We start from the raw sequence: 25,318 nt of genomic DNA on the forward strand, positions 1-25,318 counted from the left end.
TCTTTATATCCCATTGTCGTGCGAAGCCCGATCTGCTAGTCAGGCCGGCAATTCGCGCCCTTCGACGCGCCGACCGGCGCGGGCGCATCCGCAACCAATTCGCAAGCCAAACGATCAATTCACAGCAAGACAATTCGCATCGGAGCACTGCCATGACGGGTAGCAAGGACTATGTGGTCGCCGACATCTCTCTTGCCGGCTGGGGCCGCAAGGAACTCGATATCGCCGAAACCGAAATGCCGGGCCTGATGGCCTGCCGCGAGGAATTCGGCGCCAAGAAGCCGCTCAAGGGCGCGCGCATCACCGGCTCGCTGCACATGACGATCCAGACGGCGGTACTGATCGAGACGCTGAAGGCGCTCGGCGCCGACATCCGCTGGGCTTCCTGCAACATCTTCTCGACCCAGGACCACGCCGCCGCGGCCATCGCCGAGACTGGCATTCCGGTCTTCGCCGTCAAGGGCGAGAGCCTCGAACAGTACTGGGATTACACCGACAGGATCTTCCAGTGGGCCGATGGCGGCCTCTCCAACATGATCCTCGATGATGGCGGCGACGCCACCATGTACATCTTGATCGGCGCCCGTGCCGAAGCCGGCGAGGACGTGCTGTCCAATCCGCAGAGCGAGGAAGAGGAATATTTCTACGCCCAGGTGAAGAAGCGGCTGAAGGCTTCGCCGGGCTTCTTCACCAAGCAGAAGGAAGCGATCCGCGGCGTCACCGAAGAGACGACGACCGGCGTCAACCGGCTCTACCAGTTGCAGAAGAAGGGCCTGCTGCCCTTCCCGGCCATCAACGTCAACGATTCGGTCACCAAGTCGAAATTCGACAACAAATACGGCTGCAAGGAATCGCTGGTCGACGGTATCCGCCGCGGCACCGACACGATGATGGCCGGCAAGGTCGCGGTCGTCTGCGGTTATGGCGACGTCGGCAAGGGCTCGTCGGCCTCGCTCAAGGGCGCGGGCGCCCGCGTCAAGGTCACCGAAGTCGATCCGATCTGCGCGCTGCAGGCGGCGATGGACGGCTTTGAAGTGGTCACGCTGGAAGATGCGGCACCGACCGCCGACATCGTCATCACCACCACCGGCAACAAGGATGTGGTTACCCTCGACCACATGCGCTCGATGAAGGACATGGTGATCGTCGGCAACATCGGCCATTTCGACAACGAGATCCAGGTTGCGTCGCTGCGCAATCTGAAGTGGACCAATGTCAAGCCGCAGGTCGACATGATCACCTTCCCGGACGGCAAGCGCATGATCCTCCTGTCGGAAGGTCGCCTGCTCAATCTCGGCAACGCCACCGGCCACCCGAGCTTCGTCATGTCGGCCTCCTTCACCAACCAGGTGCTGGCGCAGATCGAGTTGTTCACCAAGGGCGAGCAGTACCAGAACCAGGTCTATGTGCTGCCCAAGCATCTCGACGAGAAGGTCGCACGCCTGCATCTCGACAAGCTAGGCGCCCGCCTGACCGAGCTGTCGGGCGAGCAGGCCGCCTATATCGGCGTCACGCCGCAGGGGCCATTCAAGCCGGAACACTACCGCTATTAACCAAAGCCGAATTTGCTACAAGATATTGATGCCGGGCGATTGACTTTTCGCCCGGCATTATTTTTGCGCCGAATGATTCTTCACGCCGATTCCAGCAGGCGCTATTGTTGTGATTCGCGGGTCCAGGGGCGAGGACCGGCGCACGCGTCAGGGCGGTCTTGCATTCAGGCGGCGAAGAGGACCAAGACATGCCGGGGGAAAACCCGCTTCACGCGGGACAGGCCGTTTCCGGCGGCCATCAGGATTCGGAGACCACTGGCTCGCGGCGCCCTTCGTGGCGTGGCCGCGCGGGGCTGCTGCTTGCCGGCTCCACACTTGCCGGTCCGCTGCTTGGTGGGGTTGCATGCGCCCAGGGCGCCGAAGTGGCGGCCAGCCTTTCGGTCAGCACGATCGAGGTCATGCAGCTAGCCGTCTTTGCCGGAGTGATGGGAGCGGCATTCCTGTCGGCCATCGTTCTCATTCGCGAACGCGCGCGCACCTCGGCGGAAAATGTCGAGCTGAGAAGCCGCGTCGCCGATATCAGCGCGGCGTTGCGACGTTCGGAAGCGCTGCTCAATCTGCGCGACCAGCGTGTGGTGGTCTGGGCCTCGGAAAACAAGAAACCCGAGCTCATCGGCACATTGCCGACCGAAAGCGGAGCGCCGGAGGAACGGGCCGCATTCCTAGCCTTTGGGCGCTGGCTGATGCCGCGCTCGGCGGCGGCACTCGAACATGCCGTGACGGGTTTGCGGGAAAAAGGCAGGGCGTTCGACCTGGTGGTGGAATCGCAGGCCGGCGCTCCGTTGGAAGTGCATGGCCGAAAGAGCGCGGCCCATGTGCTGGTGCGGTTTGTCTCGCTATCCGAGACACAGCGCAGCCAGGCCCGGCTCAAGATCGAAAACCAGCGGCTGGCCGCCGACCATGACACGATGATCGGCCTGCTCGAGGCGCTGAAGATGCCGGCATGGCTGCGTGACGAGCATGGCCGGCTGAAATGGGTCAACCGGGCCTATGCCGACGCGGTCGAAGCCGAGAACGCTGAAGCCGCCGTGCGTGACGCCCAGGAGTTCCTCGGCGGCCAGGCGCGCGAGGCCATCGCCGCCCAGCACAAATCGCATCCGGTGTTCGAGCAATCGCTTTCGACGGTGATCGAAGGCGACCGCCGCGTGTTTGCCGTGACCGACTTTGCCGGCGCCGACGGTTCGGCCGGCCTTGCCTGCGACACCAGCGCCATCGAGGCCATCCGCGGCGAATATGAGCGGACCGTGCGCAGCCATGCCGATACGCTCGATCAGCTCAACACGGCAGTCGCCATCTTCGACACGAACGAGAAGCTGCGCTTCTTCAACCAGGCTTTCCAGAAACTGTGGGGGCTCGACAGCGGCTTCCTGCACAGCGCGCCCGACAACGCCCTTTTGCTCGACCGGCTGCGCAGCGAAGGCAAGATCGCCGAACAGCCGGAATGGCGCCGCTGGAAGGAAGGCCTGCTCGGCGCCTATCGAGCGGTCGAATCGCAGGAACACTGGTGGCACCTGCCGGACGGCAAGACCATCCGCGTCGTCGCCAACCCGCAACCCAAGGGCGGCGTCACCTGGGTGTTCGAGAACCTGACCGAGAAGATGGATCTCGAAAGCCGCTACCGCACCGCGGTCCGGGTCCAGGGCGAAACGCTCGACAATCTGGCCGAAGGCGTGGCGGTGTTCGGTCCCGATGGCCGGCTGCGGCTGTCGAACCCGGCCTTTGCCACGCTGTGGGGGTTGGGCACGGAAGTCGCCAAGCCCAATGTGCACGTATCGACCATACGCGAGCTCTCAGATCGGCAGGCGGTCGAGAGCCCCTGGCCCGGCTTTGTCGCCGCCATCACCGGCTTCGACGACGAGCGCCGCGAGCGCCACGGCCAGACCGAGCTCAACAATGGCACCGTGCTGCGCTACGCCGTGATTCCGCTGCCCAACGGGCAGGTGATGATGACCTTCGTCGACGTCACGGACAGCGTCCATGTCGAACGCGCGCTCAAGGACAGGAACGAGGCGCTGGAGAAATCGGACCAGCTCAAGAACGACTTCGTCCAGCATGTGTCCTACGAACTGCGTTCGCCGCTGACCAACATCATCGGTTTCACCGAACTGCTGTCGCTGCCGGCGACTGGCCCGCTGACGCAGAAGCAGCGCGAATATGTCGAACATGTCGGCTCGTCCTCCTCGGTGCTGCTGACCATCGTCAACGACATACTCGACCTGGCGACCGTCGATGCCGGCATCATGCAGCTCGACATTTCCGAGGTGCATGTGGACCGCACCATCGCGGCTGCCGCCGAGCTTGTCGCCGACCGGCTGGAGGAGCATTCGATCCGGCTCGCGGTCGATGCCGCCGCCGCGCCGAAGACGTTCCATGGCGACGAAACGCGCATCCGCCAGATCCTCTACAATCTGCTCAGCAACGCCGCCAACTACGCGCCGGAGGCCAGCACCATCCGGCTGGCCTGCCGTCAGTTGGCGGACGGGGTCGAGTTCTCGGTTCACGACGACGGACCTGGCATGCCGCCCGATGTGCTCGATTCGGTGTTCCGCCGCTTCGAACCGCGCGCCAATGGCGGCCGCCGGCGCGGCGCCGGCCTCGGCCTGTCGATCGTCAAGAGCTTTGTCGAACTGCATGGCGGCGCCGTTCGCATCGAAACCGGCAAGGACAAGGGCACGACCGTCATCTGCACCTTTCCCGACATGCCGGGTATCCGCGCAGCGGCCGAGTAGCGCGCTCAATGACGGAACCGGTGCTGGAGCGTTTGCTCGCCGACGAGACCCAGACAGCCCGGCTGGGCGAGGATCTGGCGTTGGCGCTGCGCGTGGGCGACGTGCTGGCGCTCAAGGGCGATCTCGGCGCCGGCAAGTCGACGCTGGCAAGGGCACTGATCCGGGCGCTGGCCGACGATGCCGGTCTCGAAGTGCCGAGCCCGACCTTCACGCTGGTACAGAGCTACGATACCCGCGTGCCGGTTCACCATTTCGATCTCTACCGCCTGTCCTCGGCGGCCGAGCTCGACGAACTCGGCTTCGAGGAGGCGCTGGCGCAAGGTGCCGCCCTGATCGAATGGCCGGAACGGGCTGACGGCTATCTGCCCAAAGCGACGGTGCTGATCGAACTCGTCCAGCATGGCGAGGGCCGGCTGGCCCGACTGTCGGGGCAAGGGGTTACCTTCGACCGTGTCGCGCGCTCGCTGGCCATGCGCGGTTTTCTGGAGAGCGCCGGCTGGGGGCAAGCGCGGCGCCGGCATTTCATCGGCGATGCCTCGGCCCGCTCCTACGAGATCGTAACGCTTGTCGGCGAGGCGCCGCGCGTGCTGATGAACTCGCCGCGGCTGGTGCTCGGCCCGCCCGTGCGCGACGGCAAACCCTATGCCGTGATCGCCCATACGGCGCAGTCGGTGTCCGCCTTCGTCGCAATCGACCGTGCGCTGCTGGCCGCCGGGGTCGCGGTGCCCAGGATCGACGCGCAGGATCTCGACCAGGGTTTCCTGCTGCTCGAGCATCTGGGCTCGGAAGGTTTCCTCGACGGCAATGGCGAGCCGGTCGCCGAACGGTACGAGGCGGCGGCCGAACTGCTTGCCATGATGCACGGCAAGGCTTGGCCTCACCGCATGGAGGCGGCTCCCGGCGTCGTTCATGACGTGCCGCCCTTCGATCGCGACGCCATGCTGATCGAGGCCGACCTGCTGATCGACTGGTACGTGCCGGCGATATCGGGCGAGCCGGCAAGCGAGGCGCTGCGTTCCGGCTACCACAAGATATGGAATGCGCTTCTCGACCGGCTGCAAGGCAGCGAATACACGCTGATGCTGCGCGACTTCCACTCGCCTAACATCATCTGGCGCGGCGAGCGGTCCGGCCTCGACCGGCTCGGCATCGTCGACGTCCAGGACGCGCTGATCGGGCCTTGCGCCTATGACGTCGCCTCGCTCGCCATGGACGCTCGCGTCACAATGGCACCCGAGATCGAGAAGCGGACGCTCGACGCCTATGTCGCCGCACGTCATGCAGCGGGCGGCTTCGACGAAGAAAGCTTCCTCGAAGCCTATGCAATCATGGCCGCGCAGCGCAATTCCAAGATTCTGGGTATTTTCGTGCGCCTCGAAAAACGTGACGGCAAACCCTATTATCTCAGGCACCTGCCGCGCATCCGCGATTATCTCAGGCGGGCGCTGTCGCATCCCGCGCTCGCCGACCTGCGGGATTTCTACAACGCGCACGGGCTGCTGGAGGAACGAGCGCTGTGACAACGAAACCGGACACCGCCATCGTACTTGCCGCGGGGCTCGGCAAGCGCATGCGGCCGATCACCGACGCTATCCCCAAGCCGCTGGTCAGGATCGCTGGCAAGACGCTGCTCGACTGGGGCCTCGACAGCCTGGCGGCGGCCGGCGTCGGCAAGGCGGTGGTCAATGTCCATTACCTTCCCGACCAGATCGTCGCTCATGTGGCCGCGCGCCGCGCGCCGCGCATCGTCATTTCCGACGAGAGCGACCGGCTGCTCGATTCCGCCGGCGGCATCGTCAAGGCGCTGCCGGAGCTCGGCCAGGAGCCGTTCTACATTCTCAACGCCGATACATTCTGGATCGACCACGGCCCGCTCAATCTCGGGCGGCTTGCCCATGCATGGGACGCCACGAAAATGGATATTCTGCTGATGCTGGCCGATCTCCATCAGGCGACAGGGCACTGTGGCAGCACCGATTTCCTGGTTGCGCCGGATGGCGCCCTGCGGCGTTCGAAAGGCGATCCCGCTGGCCTGATCTATGCCGGCGCCGCGATCATCCATCCGCGCCTGTTCAAAAACGTACCCGCCGAACCGCATTCGCTCAATGCCTATTTCGACAAGGCGATTGCCGCCGGCCGCCTGTTCGGCATGCCGATGCATGGCCACTGGATAACCGTCGGCACGCCCGATGCCATTCCGCTCGCCGAAGACGCAGTGGCCGGCGTACTCATCGGATCGCAATGAGCGGCTCAAGCCGCGTTTTCTCCATTCCCTCCGGAGCGCCGTTTCTGCCGACGCTGGCCGAGGCGCTGCTTGACGGCCGCCTTATCCCTGGCTTTCGGTTCGACGGTGACCCCCTCGCTTTGGCCGATGTTACCATCTATGTGCCGACGCGCCGGGCCGCACGTGCCTTGCGCGGCGTCTTCGTCGACAGTCTGAAGGCGCGTGGCGGCGGCGGTTCGGCGATCCTGCCGGTGATCCGGCCGCTCGGCGAATTCGACGAGGATGAGGCCGCATTCGAGGCCGATCCAACGGCGGCAATCGATCTCGCGCCCCCGATCGCCGCCACCGAGCGACTGTTGCTGCTGACGCCGCTGGTGCGGGCGTGGAAACGCCGGTTGCCCGCCCATGTCGCGGCCCTCTTCGCCGAGGAGATCGTCGTCCCAGCCTCCACCGCCGACGCGATCTGGCTGGCGCGCGATCTGGCCGGGCTGATGGACGAGATCGAGACGGAAGGCACCGACTGGGCCAAACTTGCCGGCCTAGTCAGTGGCAACCTTGCCGGATGGTGGCAGGTCACGCTCGAATTCCTCGGCATCGTCACCGATGCCTGGCCGAAATTCCTCGCAGAGAGCGACCGCTCCAACCCAGCCGCGCATCGCAGCGCCCTGATCCGTGCCGAGGCGGCGCGGCTACGGCGCAATCCACCCGCCGGGCCGGTCATAGCCGCGGGGTCCACTGGCTCCATACCCGCCACGGCGGAGCTGCTTGCGACCATCGCCGGCCTGTCCGGCGGTGCCATCGTGCTGCCCGGGCTGGACCAGATGCTCGACGAAGCCTCCTTCCAGGCTCTCGTCGCTCCCGGCGCGCGTCCAGCCGTGCTGGGCCATCCGCAATACGGCCTGGCAAAGCTGATCGGCAAGATCGGCGTGCTGCGCGGCGATGTCGAGGAGATCGGTGCGGCCGAGCCGAAGCTCGCGCGCCGCGCCGCCCTTGTCGGCCAGGCGCTGCGGCCGGCCGAGACCACGGAATTGTGGGCGGAAACACGAAACGGGTTTTCAGCGTCCGATATTGCCGGCGCCTTCGCCGACGTGACGCTGCTGGAGGCGGCAAGCGAGCGCGACGAAGCCGTCGCGATCGCCGTCGCGCTCAAGCAGGCAGTGGAAGAACCCGGCCAAAGGGCCGCTCTCGTGACCGGCGACCGCGCGCTGGCACGCCGCGTCTCGGTCGAGCTCAAGCGCTTCGGTGTGGTTGCCGATGATTCCGGCGGCACGCCGCTGTCCAACACGCCGGCGGCCAGCCTGCTCAGGCTGGCGCTCGAAGCGGTGTTCCGGCCGGGCGATCCGGTCGGCCTGTTGGCGCTGCTCAAGCATCCCCTGCTTGGCCTGGGTCTGGAACGGGTCAACGTGCGCCACGCGGCGGAATTGGTCGAACTGGTGGCGCTGCGCGGCGGCACCGGCCGCCCCGACATCGCTTCGCTGCCGGATCTTTTCGAGGCCCGCCTCACCGGGCTAGGCGACGGCAGCCGGCCGCCGTTCTGGTTTGCCCGCCTGACCGTGCGCTCCATTGAGGTTGCGCGGACCCTTCTCGCACGCCTGGCTGACGCGCTGGCGCCGCTTTCGGCCTTTCGCGGCCAGGCGGAGGCCGGCCTTGCCGAGCTGGTCGAAGCCAGCGTCGTTGCCCTGGAAAATCTCGGCCGTTCCGCCGACGGTGGTCTTGGCGAACTCTACGCCGGCGATGCCGGCGAAAAACTCGCCGAACTGCTGCGCGGGCTGGTCGCGGCTTCGGCGCCGCTGTCGTTCGCGGCAATCGAATGGCCCGATGTGATGGAGGCGCTGATCGCGCCCGAGACCGTCAAGCCAGCGCAAGGCACCGACAGGAACATCGCCATCTGGGGCGCCCTGGAGGCGCGGCTGCAGGATGTCGACACGCTGGTCATCGGCGGGCTCAACGAAGGCGTCTGGCCGCGCAAGCCGGAGAGCGACCGCTTCATGTCGCGGCTGATGAAGACCGGCATCGACCTGGAACCGCCGGAGCGGCGCATCGGGCTTGCCGCGCATGATTTCCAGATGGCCATGGGCGCGAGACATGTGGTGCTGGCCCGCTCGGCGCGTGCCGGCGACGCGCCCGCCGTGCCGTCGCGCTGGTTGCAGCGGCTGCTCACCTTCATCGGCAACGATCAGGCGGCGGCACTGCGCCGGCGCGGCGATGAGCTGCTCGCCTGGGCGCGCGCGCTCGACACGGGGCCGAAGCGGGATTTCGCGCCACGGCCGCAGCCGAAGCCACCGCTCTCGGTCCGCCCGACGCATTTCTCCGTCACCGAGATCGAGACGCTGCGCCGGGACCCCTACGCTGTCTATGCCCGGAGGATCCTTGGCCTGACGCCGCTCGATCCGCTCGTCCGCGATCCGGGTGCGGCGGAGCGCGGCACGCTGTTTCACGCCATCCTGCATCTCTTTTCGTCCGAGGTGGCCGACCCGCGCGCGCCGGACGCATTGGCCGGGCTCATCGCCGCCGGCCGCGCCTGTTTTGCCGAGGCGGCGCTTCCGGCCGATATCGAGGCGGTGTGGTGGCCGCGGTTCGAAAAGCTCGCCGCCAACATCATCGAATGGGAGCGAACGCGCGCCGACGCGGTCATCCAGCGGCATGCCGAGGAGCGCGCCGGCAAGACTGTGGTCGGACAGTCCGGCGTAACGCTGTCCGGCTATGCCGACCGTGTCGACCTGCTGGCCGGCGGCATGGCGGACATTCTGGACTACAAGACGGGCTCATCGCCTTCCAAGGCACAGGCCCATACGCTATTGGCGCCGCAACTGGCGTTGGAAGGGGCGCTGCTCAGGCGTGGCGCATTCAAGGATTTGGGCACGCGCGAACCGTCGCAACTGGCCTTCATCAGGTTGAAGCCGAATGGCGAGGTGTTCGAGGAGTCCATACTCGAACACAACCGCCAACCACGCACCGCCGCCGATCTTGCCGAAGAGGCCTGGGCGCGGCTGGAAAAACTGCTGATCCATTATGCCGACCCGGCGACCGGCTATCTGTCGCGCGCGCTGCCGTTTCGCGAAGGCGAAACCGATGGCGATTACGACCACCTCGCCCGCGTGCTCGAATGGTCCGCCGGCGGCGACGCCGGGGATGAGGGAGGGGAGGCATGAAGAAAGCCTATCCGATCCCGAGCGATACGGCTTCGAGCCAGGCCCGGGCCGCCGATCCCGGCAATTCGGCCTGGGTGTCGGCCAATGCGGGATCGGGCAAGACGCACGTGCTGGCCCAGCGCGTCATCCGGCTGCTGCTCAACGGCACCGATCCCTCGAAGATATTGTGCCTGACCTATACGCGCGCCGCGGCCGCCAACATGTCGAACCGGGTTTTCTCCACGCTGTCGGAATGGACATCGTTGGGTGATCTGGAGCTGGCCGCCAGAATAGAGGCGCTGGAAGGGCGCCGGGCCGATCGCGACACCATGCGCCGCGCCCGCCGCCTGTTCGCCGAGGCGCTGGAGACGCCTGGCGGGTTGAAAATCCAGACCATCCACGCCTTCTGCGAATCCGTCCTGCATCAGTTCCCCCTGGAAGCCAACATCCCCGCCCATTTCGAAATGCTCGACAGCCAGATGGAGGCCTCGCTTTTTGCCGCTGCGCGCCGCGAGATGATCTCCGCCGCCGGCGACAGAACTTTGGCGGAGGCCTTCGCCACTATCCTGGAACGCGGCGGTGAAGCCGGTCTCGACGCCTTGCTTGGCGAGATCGTGCGCAAGCGTGACGGGTTGCGCCATTTCCTCGATGCTGTCGGGCGTGACGGCTTCCAGCCGCTGTTCGATGAATTCCATTTCCAGCCCGGCCAGACCGCCGAAGGCATAGCGGCATCTGTATGGCCGTTGCCTGGCTTCCTGCCGGACTATTTTGCCGGCTTTGCCCAGGCAGCCGAAGCCACCGACGCCAGGTCGGTGTTGAACAACATCCTGCCCTATGCGCGCCAGGCCTTCGCCGAGAGCGACCCTCTCCGCCGGCTGCAGTTGCTTGCAAGAGCCTTCCTCAAGACCGACGGCGATCCTTATGATCCGGCAAAGGCGTTCAAAAAGGCGCTCACCGACCGGCTGCCTGAGCTGGCCGAGCGCTATGTGTCGGCCGCCAGCGCCATCATGGAGACTGTCGACCGGCTGGCGCTATTCCGGATGCTGGAGGGCACACGCGCGGCCCTGACCATCGCCGACTGGCTGATCGCACGCTACGAAGTGCTGAAGCGCGGCCGCGGCTTTCTCGATTTCAACGACCTGATCACCCGCACGGTGAACCTTTTGGCGCGGCCCGATGCCGGCCCATGGGTGCAATACAAGCTCGACCAGGGCATAGATCACATTCTCCTCGACGAGGCGCAGGACACCAGCCCGGATCAATGGGAGGTGGTGAAGCGGCTGGCGGAAGAATTCTTTGCCGGCTTCGGCGCCCGCGACCGGGTCCACCGCACGGTCTTTGCCGTCGGCGACGAGAAGCAGTCGATCTACTCCTTCCAGGGTGCGGCACCCGACTCCTTCGCCGACAGCCGGTTGTTGTTCGCCGGGCGTGTGCGCGATGCCGAAGCGTCCTTCGCCGACCTCAAGCTGACCTGGTCGTTCCGCTCCACTGACGATGTGCTGGCCGCCGTCGACCGGGTCTTTGCCGACCCCATCGTGCGGCGCGGCATCAGCCACGATCCCGATCCACTGAACCACAAGGCGATCCGCACCGATGCGCCAGGCTATGTCGAGGTCTGGCCGTCGATCGGTGCTGAGGCCGTCGACGAACCCGACGACTGGGCGCAAGCGATCGATCATGCCCATGCGCCGGCGGTACGCGTCGCCGAGAATGTCGCGGCCACCATTGCCGGCTGGATCGGCAAGGGCGAAATCATCGAGGGGCGTGGCAAGCGGCTGCGACCGGGCGACGTGCTGGTGTTGGTGCGCAAGCGCGACAGCTTCGTCCACGCGCTGACCCGCGCGCTCAAGCGCCGCGACATCCCGGTTGCCGGCGCTGACCGGCTGAGCCTGTCGGGCCATATTGCCGTCAAGGACCTGATCGCGCTCGGCCACCTTTTGATCCAGCCGCAGGACGACTTGTCGCTCGCCGCTCTGCTGCGCAGTCCGGTCTTCGACCTGCCGGAAGAGACACTGTTCACGCTCGCCGCGCAACGGCCGTCCGGCGTGTCGCTGGCGGCATCGCTACGCCAGCATGCCGGCGGAAGCGAAACGCTCGCGGCGGTCGTCGCGCAACTCGACGGCTGGGCTGACGAGGCCGCCTTCAAGCCGGTGTTCGAATTCTATGCCGCCCTGCTGGCGCGCGATGGCGTACGCCGCAAGATGATCGCGCGGCTCGGGCCGGAAGCCGGCGATATTCTCGATGAGTTCCTGAGCTTCTGCCTTGCCGAAGAGCGGACCGGCCTGCCCGGGCTGGAAGCCTTCCTGTCGACACTGGAAAACGCCGGCCCCGAGATCAAGCGCGAGATGGACCAGACCCGCGACGAGGTCCGGGTCATGACCGTGCATGCGGCGAAGGGCCTGGAGGCGCCCGTGGTGTTCCTGGTCGACGGCGGTTCCGCCCCGTTCAGCGACCAGCATTTACCGCGCCTGATGCCTTTCGACGGCTCTGGCCGACATTGGGACGGCAGGGGCTATCTCTGGCGTTCGGCCAGCGACGTCGCCAACGGCTTCTCGAAGACGGCCGCCGCTCGCGCCCGCGAACTCGCCGACGACGAGTACCGCCGGCTGCTCTATGTCGGCATGACGCGCGCCGAGGACCGGCTTATCGTCTGCGGCTATCACGGCAAGCGGGCGCCGAACGCCGGCACATGGCATTCGATCGTCAGCCGCGCGCTGAGCGGCGCGCCCGAAAGCGAACAGCGTCCGCATCCTGCCGGCGGGGAGCCTGTCTACCGTTTCCACATCACCAAACTGCCGCCGGTTGCGCCAAGTCCGGGCGAACAGGCACGGCAGGCCGATGCTTTCGGACCCTTGCCGACGACCCTGTTCAGGCCCTTGCCGCCTTTCGAGGACCTGCCGCGTCCCCTGTCGCCGTCGGGCGCCTCGGCGCTGATCGAGGAAGGCAAGGAAGCGGTGGTCGACAAGGCGTCGCCGGTGCTGGACGCCGCTGCCGAGCCGGGTTTTGCCGTGCTGCGCGGGCTCGCCCTGCACAAACTGCTGCAGATGCTGCCCGGCATCGCCGAGGACGCACGGGTGGACGCTGTGAAGCGTTATCTCTCCCGAACGGGTGCGGCGTGGCCTGAGGCCGAGCGTGAAAAGGCCCTGGCATCGGTCATCGCCATCCTTGCCGACCCCGGCCTCGGTCAGCTGTTCGCGCCCTCCTCGCGCGCCGAGGTCGCGATCATGGGCAGCCTGGAGGTCAAGGGCAAGATCCGCTCCATTTCGGGCAAGATCGATCGGCTGGCGGTGACCCCGAATGCGGTCTCGATCGTCGACTACAAGACCAACCGGCCCGCACCCGCCTCCCTGGCGGAAGTCCCGCCGGCCTATCTGCTTCAGCTCGCGCTCTATCGCGCCCTGCTGCAGCCGCTTTATCCCGGACGGGAGGTCAAGGCAGCCCTGCTGTTCACCGAAGCGCCAAGGCTGATCGAACTGCCGTCCCGGGCTATGGACGACGCCCTTGCCCGACTCACGGGAGCGTGACACAAGAACTGCTTGAAGAAGGGCGCGACAACCACCACATTTGGTGGGACGAAAAATTTCGAAAGGATTTCAGCATGACCACCGTCAAGGTCGACAAGAACAATTTCCAGGCTGACGTGCTTAATGCCCAGGTGCCGGTTGTGGTTGATTTCTGGGCGGAATGGTGTGGCCCTTGCAAGATGATCGCACCGGCGCTTGAGGACATCGCCACCGAGCTCGGCGCCAAGGTCAAGATCGCCAAGCTGAATATCGACGAGAATCCCGAGCTTGCCGCCCAGTTTGGCGTGCGCTCGATCCCGACGCTGATGATCTTCAAGGGCGGCGAAGTGGCCGACATCAAGGTTGGCGCCGCGCCCAAGACCGCACTGTCGCACTGGGTCAACGGCAATCTCGCCTGATGCCATCTGAATTCGAAGCATTGAGCCCGGCCATCGCGCCGGGCTTTTTGTTGGCGTCATCGGTGCGCCGCTCTGGCCCTCACATCGGGCCACTCCATGTCCTCTGTTGGCAGCAGAAGCAGGGAGAGAGAAATGACCGGATCCGCCAAGGCCACCGTCTTCATCGACAACGAACGCGTCATCGTCACCGAGTACCGCTTCCAGCCGGGCGACAACACCGGCTGGCATCGCCACGGCCACGACTATGTCGTGGTGCCACTGATGGACGGCAAGCTGAAGCTGGTGACCAAGGACGGCGAAACCTTCGCCGAGATGAAGAAAGGCGCGCCGTATTTCCGCAAGGAGGGAGTGGAACACGACGTCGTCAGCGCCAATGAGGGCGAGTACGCTTTTATCGAGATTGAGCTGAAGTAAGCGGCACCTCTGACGCTGAGCGAGACCTCCCTAACTTCGTCATACCAGGGCGAAGCAGGAGCGAAGCTCCGTCGCGAAGGCCCAGGTATCCATGCTGTGACGGCCATCGACGAATACAGCGGAAGGAAATTCCGCACCGCTGCGGCGCTTTGAAGTCGCGGTTCCTGGGGTCTGCGCTGCTTCGCTTCGCTCCTCGCTACGCCGGGGGATGACGAGGCGATGGACGGCCTCAGGTTGGGGGCGTTCCGTTCTCGGCGAGAACCGCGCCGGCCAGGTAGAGCGACCCGCCGATCAGGATGCGCGGCGTTGGGCCGTCCCAGGTGTCGCGCAGCAGCATCAGGGCGCTGGCGACGGAGCTTACCGGCTCGGCCGTCAGCCCGGCTTCCGTGGCACGGATCGCCAGTTCGTCATTCGGCACACCGGCATCGCTCATGCTCACGGGCACGGTGTAGACATGCCGGACGAGGCCCTTGAAGGCGCGGAAATAGCCGGCCTGGTCCTTGGTGTTGATCATGCCCGAAATGAGGAAGAGCGGACGCGGGTTCTTTTCTTCCTGCTCGGCCAGCGCTTCGGCGACGACGACGCCAGCGCCGGGATTATGGCCGCCGTCGAGCCAGATGTCGGCGCCCTTCGGCGCCAGTCCCGCCAGCCGGCCCTGCGCCAGCTTCTGCATGCGGCCCGGCCAGGCGACGTTGGTCATTGCCTTCTCGGCGGCGCGGTGGCTGATCTCGAAGCCGGCCGCCTTGACCGCGGCGATCGCGGCGGCCGCATTGGCGAACTGGTGGCGACCGGGCAGGCGCGGCGGCGGCAGATCCATCAACCCATCATCGTCCTGATAGACCATGCGGCCGTTTTCCTCGAAGGCGAGAAAATCCTGCCCGTAGACGAGGGTCGGGCATTCCAACCGCTCGGCGGCGTCGATCAGCACCTGCAGCGCCGTCTCGCTTTCCTGCGCGCCGATGACCACCGGGCAGCCACGCTTCATGATCCCGGCCTTTTCGGCGGCGATCAGTTCGACGCGATCGCCGAGATAGGCCTCATGGTCCATCGACACCGGCATGATCACCGACACGGCCGGCCGCGCGATGACATTGGTGGCGTCGAAACGGCCGCCAAGACCGACCTCGATGATCGCGACATCAGCCGGATGTTCCGAAAACAGGATGAAGGTGACGGCGGTGAGAATTTCGAAGACGGTGATCTTCTGGCCTGCATTGGCCTTGGCAACGCGGGCAATGGCCTCCGCGAAGATGTCGTCGTCGACCAGCCTGCCCCCGCCTTCGGCGGCCAGCCTGTAGCGCTCGTGCCAGCTGACCAGATGTGGCGAGGTGTGGACATGGACGAGCCGGCCGGAGGCTTCCAGCAGCGCCCGCGAGAAGGCGGCGCAGGAACCCTTGCCGTTGGTGCCAGCGATGTGGATGACCGGCGGCAGCAGGTCCTGCGGATTGCCCAACCGTTCCAACAGCCGCGTGATGCGGTCGAGCGAAAGGTCGAAGCCCTTCGGGTGAAGCGCCATCAGGGCTTCGATTTCGCGGTCCGCGGCAAGCGTCGTCATGGCAAATCCCGTGCATGGCCTGGAGCCAGAACGCTCCCGCAAAGACCACGGCTATCAAAAGGCTACAGCGTGCAACGGATGCCGCGCAATCGCTGTTCGCGGCGGCCAATGTCGCGTCGGGCCAGTCTCACGTCAGGCCAGTCTCGCGTTAGGTCGGTGTAGCGTCAAGCTTGCGGCCGGACTTCGGCGGCAACCACGGCCGGCGGCAGGATTTCCGGTTCCAGAGGCTTTTGCTCTTCCGGCATCTTGAGCAGCATCTTCAACAGGCGGGCGATGGTCTCGCGCAGCTCCAGCCGCGACACCACCATGTCGACCATGCCATGCTCCATCAGATATTCGGAGCGCTGGAAGCCGTCCGGCAACTTCTCGCGGATGGTCTGTTCGATGACACGCGGCCCGGCAAAACCGATCAGCGCGCCGGGCTCGGCGATGTGCACGTCGCCCAGCATGGCATAGGAGGCGGTGACGCCGCCGGTGGTCGGGTTGGTAAGCACGACGATGTAGGGCAGGCCGGCTTCCTTCAGCCTATCGACACCAACCGTGGTGCGCGGCAATTGCATGAGGGACAAAATACCTTCCTGCATGCGCGCGCCACCGGAGGCGGCGAATAGGATCAACGGCCGCTTGCGCTGCAAGGCAACCTCGAAGCCATGCACGATGGCATCACCCGCAGCCATGCCCAGCGAACCGCCCATGAAAGCGAAATCCTGCACCGTCACCACCACCGGCAAGCCCTCGACGGTCCCCAGCGCATTGATGATGGCGTCTTCCAGGCCGGTCTTGGCCTTGGCGTCCTTCAGCCGGTCGACATAGCGTTTCTCGTCGCGGAACTTCAGCGGATCCTGCATGACCTTGGGATTGTCCAGGGTCTCGTACTTGCCGTCATCGAAGAAGAATTTCAGCCGCTCCTTGGCCGAGATCTTCATGTGATGGCCGGAAGACGGGATGACGAACTGGTTGGATTCCAGGTCCTTGTGGAACACCATCTCGCCAGTCTCGGGATCCTTGATCCAGAGATTCTCGGGCATGTCGGTGCGCCGGCCGAGCATCGAATTGATCTTCGGGCGAACGTAATTGGTGATCCAGTTCATCGCTTCGGCTCCTGTCCTGACGAAGAGTTGGGTAAAGACGTAGGGAAACTATTCGGCGGCAGCAAGGCGGGCCGAACGCACGCCTTGCGCAAGGCCGCTGACCAGCGTGGCGACTGCCTCCGCCGGATCGGCGGTCTTTTCACCGTTCGGCCCCAGCACGTTCGCGACCGCGTTGACGATCGCCGTGCCGACGACCACGCCGTCGGCGTTGGCCCCGATCACGCGCGCCTGTTCGGCGGTCTTGACGCCGAACCCGACGCAGACCGGCAGGTTGGTGTGACCCTTGATGCGCTGGACCGCTGTGGCGACCTTGCCGGTGTCGGCAAGCGCCGAGCCGGTGATGCCGGTCATCGACACGTAGTAGACGAAGCCGGATGTGTTCTGCAGCACCTTGGGCAGGCGCTTGTCGTCGGTGGTCGGCGTCGCCAGCCGGATGAAATTGATGCCGGCCTTCAGCGCCGGGATGCAGAGTTCCTCATCCATCTCCGGCGGCAGGTCGACGACGATCAGCCCGTCGATGCCGCTGGCGATCGCGTCCTTCAGGAAGCGGTCGACGCCATAGATGTAGATCGGGTTGTAGTAGCCCATCAGCACGATAGGCGTTTCATCGTCGCCGGCGCGGAAGTCCGACGCCATCTTCAGCGTCTTGACCAGCGTTTGGCCGCCCTTGAGCGCCCTGAGGCCCGCCGTCTGGATGGCCGGGCCGTCGGCCATCGGGTCGGAAAACGGCATGCCGAGCTCGATGATGTCGGAGCCGGCGCCGGGCAGCGCCTTCATGATCGACAGCGAGGTTGCATAGTCGGGGTCGCCACCCATGAAATAGGTGACGAGGGCCGGGCGGCCTTCGGCCTTCAGCTTCGCCATGCGGCGGTCGATGCGGGTTGTCATGTCAGGCCCTTTGGACGAATTTTGCTCATAATCAACTCCCAGGTCGAACGGTCCAAAGGGCCTAGATCTCCATGCCTAGCATCGAGGCCACCGTGTGGACGTCCTTGTCGCCACGGCCGGACAGGTTGACGATGACGATCTGGTCCTTGTCCATGGCGGGCACGATCTTGACCGCATGGGCGATGGCGTGCGCGGATTCCAGCGCCGGGATGATGCCTTCGACGCGGGTCGTCAGCTTGAAGGCCTCGAGCGCCTCGTCGTCAAGGATCGGCACATAGTCGACACGGCCGGAGTCGCGCAGCCAGGAATGCTCCGGGCCGACGCCGGGATAATCGAGGCCGGCCGAAATCGAATGGCCGTCCATGATCTGGCCGTCGGCATTCTGCAGGAGATAGGTGCGGTTGCCGTGCAGCACACCGGGGGAGCCGGCATTCATCGAGGCGCAATGCTCGATGCCGTCGAGGCCGCGCCCGCCGGCTTCGATGCCGATGATATGAACTTCCTTGTCATCGAGGAAGGGATGGAACATGCCGATGGCATTGGACCCGCCGCCGACGGCGGCGATGATGGTGTCGGGCAGCCGCCCCTCCTGTTCGAGGATCTGCGCGCGCGCCTCCGTGCCGATCACCGACTGGAAGTCGCGCACCAGTTCCGGATAGGGGTGCGGGCCAGCCGCGGTGCCGATCAAATAATAGGTGTCCTCGACATTGGTCACCCAATCGCGAAGAGCTTCGTTCATGGCGTCCTTCAGCGTGCCGTGACCGGCGGTGACGGGCCGCACTTCGGCGCCGAGCAGCTTCATGCGGAAGACGTTGGGGCTCTGCCGGGCAACATCGGTCGCGCCCATATAGACGACGCAGGGAAAACCGAAGCGGGCCGCGACGGTCGCGGACGCCACGCCATGCTGGCCAGCACCGGTCTCGGCGATGATGCGCTTCTTGCCCATGCGCTTGGCCAACAGGATCTGGCCGAGGCAGTTGTTGATCTTGTGCGAACCGGTATGGTTCAAATCCTCGCGCTTGAAATAGACTTTCGCGCCGCCCCCGAGGCCCTTCGCCGAGGAAACCTCACGAAGATGCCTGGTTAGGCCCTCGGCGAAGTAGAGCTTCGACGGCCGTCCGGCATAGTGGGTCGAAAGACCGGTCAGTTCGGCCCTGAACTCCGGATCGTTCTTGACCTCGTTCCAGTTTTTCTCCAGGTCGAGGATCAGCGGCATCAGCGTTTCGGCAACGAAACGACCGCCGAAAATGCCGAACATGCCCTGTTCGTCGGGTCCGGTGCGGAAGGAATTGGGTGTCGCCGGTTTGTTCATCGCCGATCTCCTAGATCTGTACTTTTGAGCATGTCCTGTCGGAAAACCGATTCCCACTTTTCCGGGACATGCTCAGGGTTCGAAATTTTGTTCAGGCAGCGCGGTCGTCCCGCGCGGCCCTGACGGCCCGGAAAAACTGTTCGATCAGCGCCGGATCCTTGACGCCCGGGGCGCTTTCCACGCCTGACGAAATGTCGATCGCGGGCGGATTGGCAAGCCTAAGGGCATCGCCGATGTTGGCGGCGTTGAGCCCACCGGAAAGCATGTAATCGATCCCGGCGTCAAGGCCGGCGAGAATGCGCCAGTCGAAGGCGACGCCATTGCCGCCCGGCAGCTCCGAGCCCTTTGGCGGCTTGGCGTCGAACAGGAACCGGTCGGCGATGCCGACAAACGGCTTTATCCGTTCGAGATCGGCGGCCTCGCTGAGCGGCAACGCCTTCATCACCGGCAGCCCATGGCGGGCTTTCAGTTCAGCCACTCGCTCGGGGGTTTCGGAGCCGTGCAGTTGCAGCATGTCGGGCTGCAGCTTTTCGACGATTTCGTCGAGGAAGGCGTCTCTGGCATCGACGGTGACGGCAATCGCCAAGGCCTTGCCACGAGCCGCTTCGCGCAGACGGCCGGCTTCGGCCGGCTCAACATAACGCGGGCTTTTTGGAAAGAAAATGAACCCGACATGGCTGGCGCCGCCGGCCAGGGCCGCGGCCATTGCCTGGTCGGTCTTCAAGCCGCAGATCTTGATGTCGAGCGCCATGGCGCGGGAATTGGCACGAAAAGCGCCAAGAGTCGAGAAAAAGCATGCTGTTTGCCGGCAAGGCCAAAGGCGCTACCTATGGATTGGACAGCATGCAAGGCGGGAGCACAGCCATGGCCGACCAGACCGTTGCCGAACTGAAGCAGAAGATCGCGCAGGCGCGCGAGGTCATAGCGCACCTCATGGACAGGGCCGCCTTCAATGGCGCCGAGGCGCATCGAGCGCTGGATTATTTCGGCGGCGAAGCTTTCGACCGGAACTTTCTACCCTGGCCGCACCATGGCGACGAAGGGTTGCGGCCGGATGAGCTCAATGCGGCGAATGATGATTGAGGCGCCCTACTCGAACACAATCGCCTGCAGGGCGCCGCCATTGCGCTTCAGCCAATCCTTGCAGCGATCAGTGTCGGGGCAGAGCTTTTCGCACAATTTCCAGAATTTCGGCCCGTGGTTCATCTCCTTGAGATGCGCCACCTCATGCGCGACAAGGTAGTTTATGACAGGCTGCGGCGCCATCATGATGCGCCAGGAAAAGGACAGATTGCCTTCCGAAGTGCAGGAGCCCCAGCGGCTGGAGGTGTCCTTGTAGCGGATCGCCTTGGCGCGTTTGCCAAGCGCCTCCGTATGCTTGACGACCAGCTTTTCGATTTCCTTCTTGGCCTCGCGCTTCAAAAAATCGGCGATGCGGCGCGGCAGATGGATGCGGTCGCCATGCACGATCAGCAGCGGGCCACGGTCGTCGCGCGATATGGTGACAGTGCCGCGCTTTGACGGCTCATGCACGATACGGTGGGCCACGCCGCGCACCGGAATCTTTATGCCCGGACGCACCTGCGGCCGCGTCGGCACCTTGGCCAGCCGCTGTTCCAGCCAGTCCTGGTGGCGGTCGAGGAACCTGTCCACTTCGCCGCGGCGCAGGCCCGGCGGCACGGTTATGCGCAGGCCCTGTCCGCCGGAATCAATGCGCAGCGTCAGACGCTTTGCCCTGGCGCTCTCGACGATCTTGAGCGGCAGCGTGCGGCCGGCGACGCAATATTCCCGCTCCACCACAGGCGTGGGTTTGGGCTTCGTCAGATTGCGGAAGAACCCGATGGTCATGGCGGGACGATACGCGATTCGAGGAGAACGAATAGAACAAAAAAGAAACGGCGCCGCTCGCGCGACGCCGTCATCATACCTTGGCCCTGTCGCCGGGCTTCAGTCGTCGAGCAGGTTCGAGCCTTTGCCACGCTTGGTGGGGGTCGTTCCGGTGCTCGGATCGGTCTTGGCCGGCGCGGTCGACTTGTTGCGGTTGGCCATGAACCGGTCGAACTCGTCCTGATCCTTGGCGCGGCGCAATTCGCGGGCATACTCGTCGAACTGCGTCAGCATCTCGTCGAGCTTGCGGCGCTCTTCGTTCAGACGCTCAAGCTCCTTTTCGCGCCAGTCGTCGAAAGCGACGTTGCCGGTGCGGGCGGAGCCGTTGCCCCAGCGCGCGGCCTTGTCGGAGCCACGGCGGCAGCCGGCGAAGATGCCGTCGGTCGCGCGGTTGACGTCACGCTTGAAGCCCTCGAGCCGGTCGCCCCAGATGATGTAGGCGAGCATGGCGAAGCCGAGCGGCCAGAACACCATGAAACCGATCACCATCAACGCGATGGTCGCCGGCGTCCAGGCCGGGCGGATCAATGCAGATGTGTTCATTTTCTCCCATTCCTTCGGTTGGAGACAGCCAGAACCGGCTGCGTGGAATCGAAATGGGAAGGCGAAAACGGCGATTCAAGACAATGTCCGCCAAAACCGAACAAGGGCCTGAAATGATTATCGCTTTTTGAGCATATCGAGGAAAAGCACGACCAACCCGGCGATCAGGCCCCAGAATGCGGCGCCGACACCGAACAGCGTCAGCCCGGAGGCGGTGACGACGAAGGTGACGGTTGCGGCCATGCGCTCGCCCTCGTCCTTCAGCGCGATCGCCAGCGCGTTGGCGAGCGACCCCATCAGCGCAAGTCCCGCCACCAGCACGATCAGGCTCTGCGGCAGGACGGCGAAGATCGCCACCAGCGAAGCGCCGAAAATTGCGAAGACGAGATAGGCAAGCGCGTAGAACGGCCCGGTCTTCCAGCGCTCGGCGGGATCGGGATGGACGTCAGGGCCGGTGCAGATGGCCGCCGAGATCGCGGCCAGATTGGTGGTTCCGGCACCGAATGGTGCCGACAGGAGCGAAAACAGGCCGGTGACGCCGATCAGCGGGCCAGGTTCAGGGTGGTAGCCGGCCGCCCGCAGTACCGCCAGCCCCGACAGGTTCTGCGAAGCCATGGTGACGAGGTAGAGCGGCAGCGCCAGGCCGATGATCGCCTTGGCGGTGAAATGGGGAGCGATAAACGTCAGTGTCGACAGTTCGGGCGCGGGCAGGCCGCCGACACGGCCCGTAAGGAAGGCGGCAAGGCCACCGCCAACCAGCACCGCCAGCACCGACAGCGCCGGATTGAATAGCCGGATGACGAAGAATGCCGCGATCAGCGGCAGGATGAGCCAAGGGTCCGCCGGAATGGCCTTCATGGCATTGATGGCGAAGGTGACGACGATGCCGGCCAGCATGCCGGAGGCGACCGAAGCCGGTATTCTCGATATCAGCCGGGTCAGCGGCCCAAACAGGCCGGTCGCGACCAGCAGCACGCCCGTGACGATATAGGCGCCGACGGCCTCGCCCATCGAGAAGCCGCTCGAGGCGGCGACCAGTGCAAGGCCCGGCGTCGACCAGGCGGTGATGACAGGCATTTTCGTGCGCCATGACAGCCACAGGCACTCGACGGTCATGGCCAGGCAGATCGCCGTCACACCGCTTGCCGTCTCGACCTGCGTCGCGCCGACCGCCTTGGCGGCGGCAATGACGATGGCCAGCGTGCCGCCGAAACCGACGATGGCCGCGACGAAGGCGGAGATCGGGATGGACAGGCGCATCGTCACTGGCCTCGCCTGGCCATATCGCCGACAGCCCGCACCAGCATGTCGAGATCCTGCGGCCGCGACAGGCGGTGGTCGCCGTCAGGGATCAGCGACAGCGTGACATCGTCGGCCGGCAGCAGACTGACCAGCCTCAAGGCATGGCTCGACGGCACGTCGGCGTCGGCCAGTCCCTGCAGGATGTGAACCGGGCAATGCGTGTCGATCGGCCCGGTCATCACCCGGTTATCGCGCCCATCCTCGATCAGGGCGCGGGTGTAGACGTGAGGCTCGGGGGAATAATCCGAGGGTTCCGCGAAGAAGCCCTTTTCGGCGAGATCGCGCTTCTGTGGCTTGGTCAGCACCGGCTCGATCAGGTCGCTGGTAAAATCCGGCGCCGGGGCCAGCAGCACCAGGCCGACGACGTTTGCGTCGCCCGCCTTGCGCAATTCCTGCACCATGCGCAGCGCGATCCAGGCGCCCATCGACGAGCCGACCAGGATCTGATCGCCTTTGGCGAAATGCCGGAAGACGGCCAGGCTTTGCGCAAGCCATTTCGAGATCGTGCCGTCGGCGAAGGCGCCACCGGATTCGCCATGACCGGAATAGTCGTGCCGCAGGAAGGCCCGGCCTTCCGTTGCCGCCCAGTCCGACAGCGTCTCGGCCTTCGTGCCCAGCATGTCCGACTTGTAGCCGCCGAGCCAGACGATGCCGGGCGTCGAGCCGGCTGAATGGCGCACCGCGATATCAGATCCGTCGACATCCAGAAAAGTTGGAGCCAGAGAGGATGGGGGCGTGGCGATCATGGTTTTTTCCTCAGGCCCGTCTTTTGGCACGCGGTCCTTGTGGCACAGCCGGAGGCGTGGCGAAAAGTACTCGCGCTGTTTCTTTGTTTGGTACAGGCCAGCGATCAGGGTGATTTTCTGTCAATGCTGTGCTATTGACTCCGCCCGCGCGCTCACCACATTGGCGCGTCCACGTATCAAGACCGACAAATCCCGAACGAAACGGCCAAGGAGACCACGACCATTCGCAGACCTTTCAAAGCAGCGGCGCCGACCAAGGATGGGCCGCGCTCCAATCGTGACATCCGGGTTCCCCGGGTCCAGCTTATCGACGCCGACGGCCAGAATCGTGGCGATATTTCCATCAACGACGCATTGCTGCTCGCCGAAGAGGCCGGGCTCGATCTCGTCGAAATATCGCCCAACGCGGTCCCCCCCGTCGTAAAAATCCTCGATCTCGGCAAGTTGAAATACGCCAACCAGAAGAAGGCGGCCGAGGCGCGCAAGAACCAGAAGGTCATCGAGATCAAGGAGATCAAGATGCGCCCGAACATCGACAGCCATGACTACGAGACCAAGATGAAGGCGGTGCGCCGCTTCTTCGAGGAAGGCGACAAGGTCAAGTTGACGCTGCGCTTCCGCGGCCGCGAGATGGCGCATATGGAACTCGGCATGCAGCTTCTGAACAAGGTGCGCGAGGAGGTGGCGACCATCGCCAAGGTGGAAGCCGAGCCGAAGCTCGAAGGTCGCCAGATGATGATGGTGCTGGCGCCGCGCTAAGGTTTGCGGAACCCACTTGGATCACGATGACGTCAGGCCCGGACATCGCGCTCTAAATCCGCCTGAATTGTGCTACAGGGCGTCCCGGCGATCGGCGGGACGCCTTATTTCTTAGCTCAAAGCTGCGATCGCCGGCAAAGCTCTTCGACGATCGGATTCCCGCATGGCCAACGACAAGGTTTCGGACGTCAAGGACGTCAAACACGGGCTGGGCAACTACCAGCAGATGCGCCGGCTGGTGCTTGCCGTGCTCGTGGTGGTGCTGTTTCTGGCGCTGCTGTTCGGCCAGTCGACTTTCCCGCCGGACACGCCGGTGCACGAAACGATCGAGATGTTCGGCGTGCTCTTGATTTTCCTCGGCATCGTCGGGCGCCTCTGGGCGACGCTCTATATAGGCGGGCGCAAATCCTCCGAGGTGGTGACCGGCGGCCCCTACTCGATCACCCGCAACCCGCTCTACGTGTTCTCGACCGTGGCCGCCGCCGGCGTCGGCGCGCAGATCGGCTCGTTCTCCGGCATCATTCTTTTCGCGGTTCTGTGCGCCGGTGCCTTCCATATCGTCATCCTGCGCGAGGAGAAGTTCCTCAAGGAGGCGCTCGGTGCACCCTATGCCGACTATCTGGCACGCGTGCCGCGCTTCTTCCCCAAGCTTTCGCTCTACCAGGAAGGCGACACCGGCAGCTTCAGGCCGAGCCTGCTTTTGACCACACTGCTCGACGGGCTGGTGTTCCTGATCGCGCTGCCGGCTTTCGAACTGATCGACGGCGCGCAGTTGTCGGGCATGCTGCCGGTCTGGTTTAGGCTGCCCTGACCGGGGACAGTGCGTCGCACGGTGCTGAGGGTGTTGCGCCCGCGCCATCTTTGATCTATAGCACCGCCGTTCCAAGAAAACCGCCCGGCAGGGCATGCCGTGGCGGTTTCATTTGCTTTTCGGGCTTTGGTCGGCCCGGAGCGAACAAGAAGCGCGATCGTGCGCCAACAATACGGAGTAGCAAAATGCCCAAGATGAAGACCAAATCGGCCGCCAAGAAGCGGTTCAAGATCACAGGTACGGGTAAAGTCCTGTCGGCTGCGGCCGGCAAGCGTCACGGCATGATCAAGCGTTCCAACAAGTTCATTCGAAATGCCCGCGGCACGATGGTTCTGGCTGAACCGGATGGCAAGAAGGTCATCAAGAATTTTCTGCCGAACGGCCTCTAAGGCATTCGGTCCGGACACGCATCAGTTTTACGCAATTTCGAACGGAACGCCGCCAGGCACCT

Annotated in this window: 21 protein-coding genes; 12 read left to right on the top strand and 9 right to left on the bottom strand. The window is 64.7% G+C overall.

Going from position 1 to position 25,318, the window contains the following annotated elements; genetic code table 11:
• The first annotated feature begins 152 nt into the window (after window positions 1-152).
• The 8 genes from ahcY to LB554_RS08310 all read left to right on the top strand — a co-directional run bounded on the left by ahcY (window position 153) and on the right by LB554_RS08310 (window position 13,973).
• A complete protein-coding gene (gene ahcY, locus LB554_RS08275) occupies window positions 153-1,553 on the top strand; it encodes an adenosylhomocysteinase (protein ID WP_015314360.1) in 1,401 nt (466 codons plus the stop codon).
• 188 nt (window positions 1,554-1,741) lie between these two features.
• The gene (locus LB554_RS08280; protein ID WP_224584081.1) at window positions 1,742-4,282 is read left to right on the top strand and encodes a sensor histidine kinase; all 2,541 of its coding nucleotides are present in this window, start codon (window positions 1,742-1,744) and stop codon (window positions 4,280-4,282) included.
• An 8-nt stretch (window positions 4,283-4,290) separates the two neighbouring features.
• Window positions 4,291-5,802 carry a tRNA (adenosine(37)-N6)-threonylcarbamoyltransferase complex ATPase subunit type 1 TsaE gene (gene tsaE, locus LB554_RS08285; protein ID WP_224584082.1) on the top strand — a complete coding sequence of 504 codons (1,512 nt, stop codon included), beginning with the start codon at window positions 4,291-4,293 and terminating at the stop codon, window positions 5,800-5,802.
• Window positions 5,799-6,527: a nucleotidyltransferase family protein gene (locus tag LB554_RS08290; RefSeq protein ID WP_224584085.1), complete on the top strand. Its 729-nt coding sequence runs from the start codon at window positions 5,799-5,801 to the stop codon at window positions 6,525-6,527. The genes tsaE and LB554_RS08290 overlap by 4 nt, the downstream gene beginning before the upstream one ends.
• Window positions 6,524-9,658: a double-strand break repair protein AddB gene (addB, locus tag LB554_RS08295; RefSeq protein ID WP_224584088.1), complete on the top strand. Its 3,135-nt coding sequence runs from the start codon at window positions 6,524-6,526 to the stop codon at window positions 9,656-9,658. The genes LB554_RS08290 and addB overlap by 4 nt, the downstream gene beginning before the upstream one ends.
• On the top strand, window positions 9,655-13,161 hold the full coding sequence (gene addA / locus LB554_RS08300) for a double-strand break repair helicase AddA (RefSeq protein ID WP_224584090.1): 3,507 nt from the start codon (window positions 9,655-9,657) through the stop codon (window positions 13,159-13,161). The genes addB and addA overlap by 4 nt, the downstream gene beginning before the upstream one ends.
• Window positions 13,162-13,235: 74 nt before the next feature.
• Window positions 13,236-13,559 (top strand): thioredoxin, encoded by a 324-nt coding sequence (trxA, locus tag LB554_RS08305; protein WP_015314366.1) that lies wholly within the window; start codon window positions 13,236-13,238, stop codon window positions 13,557-13,559.
• Window positions 13,560-13,691: 132 nt separating this feature from the next.
• Window positions 13,692-13,973 (top strand): cupin domain-containing protein, encoded by a 282-nt coding sequence (locus LB554_RS08310; RefSeq protein ID WP_015314367.1) that lies wholly within the window; start codon window positions 13,692-13,694, stop codon window positions 13,971-13,973.
• Window positions 13,974-14,202: 229 nt separating this feature from the next.
• Here the strand turns inward: LB554_RS08310 and LB554_RS08315 are convergent, their stop codons facing one another.
• From LB554_RS08315 to LB554_RS08335, 5 genes are all read right to left on the bottom strand, one after another.
• A complete protein-coding gene (locus LB554_RS08315) occupies window positions 14,203-15,528 on the bottom strand; it encodes a bifunctional folylpolyglutamate synthase/dihydrofolate synthase (RefSeq protein WP_224584092.1) in 1,326 nt (441 codons plus the stop codon).
• A gap of 164 nt (window positions 15,529-15,692) precedes the next feature.
• Window positions 15,693-16,619 carry an acetyl-CoA carboxylase, carboxyltransferase subunit beta gene (gene accD, locus LB554_RS08320; RefSeq protein WP_015314369.1) on the bottom strand — a complete coding sequence of 309 codons (927 nt, stop codon included), beginning with the start codon at window positions 16,617-16,619 and terminating at the stop codon, window positions 15,693-15,695.
• Between the two features lie 48 nt (window positions 16,620-16,667).
• Window positions 16,668-17,507 carry a tryptophan synthase subunit alpha gene (trpA, locus tag LB554_RS08325; RefSeq protein ID WP_224584095.1) on the bottom strand — a complete coding sequence of 280 codons (840 nt, stop codon included), beginning with the start codon at window positions 17,505-17,507 and terminating at the stop codon, window positions 16,668-16,670.
• A 61-nt stretch (window positions 17,508-17,568) separates the two neighbouring features.
• Window positions 17,569-18,819, bottom strand: a complete 1,251-nt coding sequence (trpB, locus tag LB554_RS08330) for a tryptophan synthase subunit beta (protein WP_224584096.1) — start codon at window positions 18,817-18,819, stop codon at window positions 17,569-17,571.
• 91 nt (window positions 18,820-18,910) lie between these two features.
• Window positions 18,911-19,570, bottom strand: coding sequence for a phosphoribosylanthranilate isomerase (locus LB554_RS08335; RefSeq protein ID WP_140824179.1), 660 nt, complete (start codon window positions 19,568-19,570; stop codon window positions 18,911-18,913).
• Window positions 19,571-19,683: 113 nt separating this feature from the next.
• Here LB554_RS08335 and LB554_RS08340 point away from each other — a divergent pair, with 113 nt between their 5' ends.
• Complete coding sequence (locus tag LB554_RS08340; protein ID WP_041163587.1) at window positions 19,684-19,902, top strand: hypothetical protein; 219 nt, start codon at window positions 19,684-19,686, stop codon at window positions 19,900-19,902.
• A 6-nt stretch (window positions 19,903-19,908) separates the two neighbouring features.
• Here the strand turns inward: LB554_RS08340 and LB554_RS08345 are convergent, their stop codons facing one another.
• The 4 genes from LB554_RS08345 to LB554_RS08360 all read right to left on the bottom strand — a co-directional run bounded on the left by LB554_RS08345 (window position 19,909) and on the right by LB554_RS08360 (window position 23,297).
• On the bottom strand, window positions 19,909-20,667 hold the full coding sequence (locus LB554_RS08345; protein WP_015314374.1) for a M48 family metallopeptidase: 759 nt from the start codon (window positions 20,665-20,667) through the stop codon (window positions 19,909-19,911).
• 99 nt (window positions 20,668-20,766) lie between these two features.
• The gene (locus LB554_RS08350) at window positions 20,767-21,249 is read right to left on the bottom strand and encodes a DUF2852 domain-containing protein (RefSeq protein ID WP_127873324.1); all 483 of its coding nucleotides are present in this window, start codon (window positions 21,247-21,249) and stop codon (window positions 20,767-20,769) included.
• A gap of 117 nt (window positions 21,250-21,366) precedes the next feature.
• Window positions 21,367-22,509, bottom strand: a complete 1,143-nt coding sequence (locus tag LB554_RS08355) for a benzoate/H(+) symporter BenE family transporter (protein ID WP_224584227.1) — start codon at window positions 22,507-22,509, stop codon at window positions 21,367-21,369.
• A gap of 2 nt (window positions 22,510-22,511) precedes the next feature.
• The gene (locus LB554_RS08360; RefSeq protein WP_224584097.1) at window positions 22,512-23,297 is read right to left on the bottom strand and encodes an alpha/beta hydrolase; all 786 of its coding nucleotides are present in this window, start codon (window positions 23,295-23,297) and stop codon (window positions 22,512-22,514) included.
• Between the two features lie 222 nt (window positions 23,298-23,519).
• On the opposite strand from LB554_RS08360, the gene infC reads away from it, so the two are divergent.
• From infC to rpmI, 3 genes are all read left to right on the top strand, one after another.
• Window positions 23,520-24,056: a translation initiation factor IF-3 gene (gene infC, locus LB554_RS08365; RefSeq protein WP_023772325.1), complete on the top strand. Its 537-nt coding sequence runs from the start codon at window positions 23,520-23,522 to the stop codon at window positions 24,054-24,056.
• A 163-nt stretch (window positions 24,057-24,219) separates the two neighbouring features.
• Window positions 24,220-24,867, top strand: a complete 648-nt coding sequence (locus LB554_RS08370; RefSeq protein ID WP_140660118.1) for a methyltransferase family protein — start codon at window positions 24,220-24,222, stop codon at window positions 24,865-24,867.
• Between the two features lie 185 nt (window positions 24,868-25,052).
• On the top strand, window positions 25,053-25,256 hold the full coding sequence (rpmI, locus tag LB554_RS08375) for a 50S ribosomal protein L35 (RefSeq protein WP_006201248.1): 204 nt from the start codon (window positions 25,053-25,055) through the stop codon (window positions 25,254-25,256).
• Window positions 25,257-25,318: the final 62 nt, after the last annotated feature.

This window comes from Mesorhizobium sp. CO1-1-11, assembly GCF_020164995.1.
GTDB lineage: Bacteria > Pseudomonadota > Alphaproteobacteria > Rhizobiales > Rhizobiaceae > Mesorhizobium > Mesorhizobium australicum.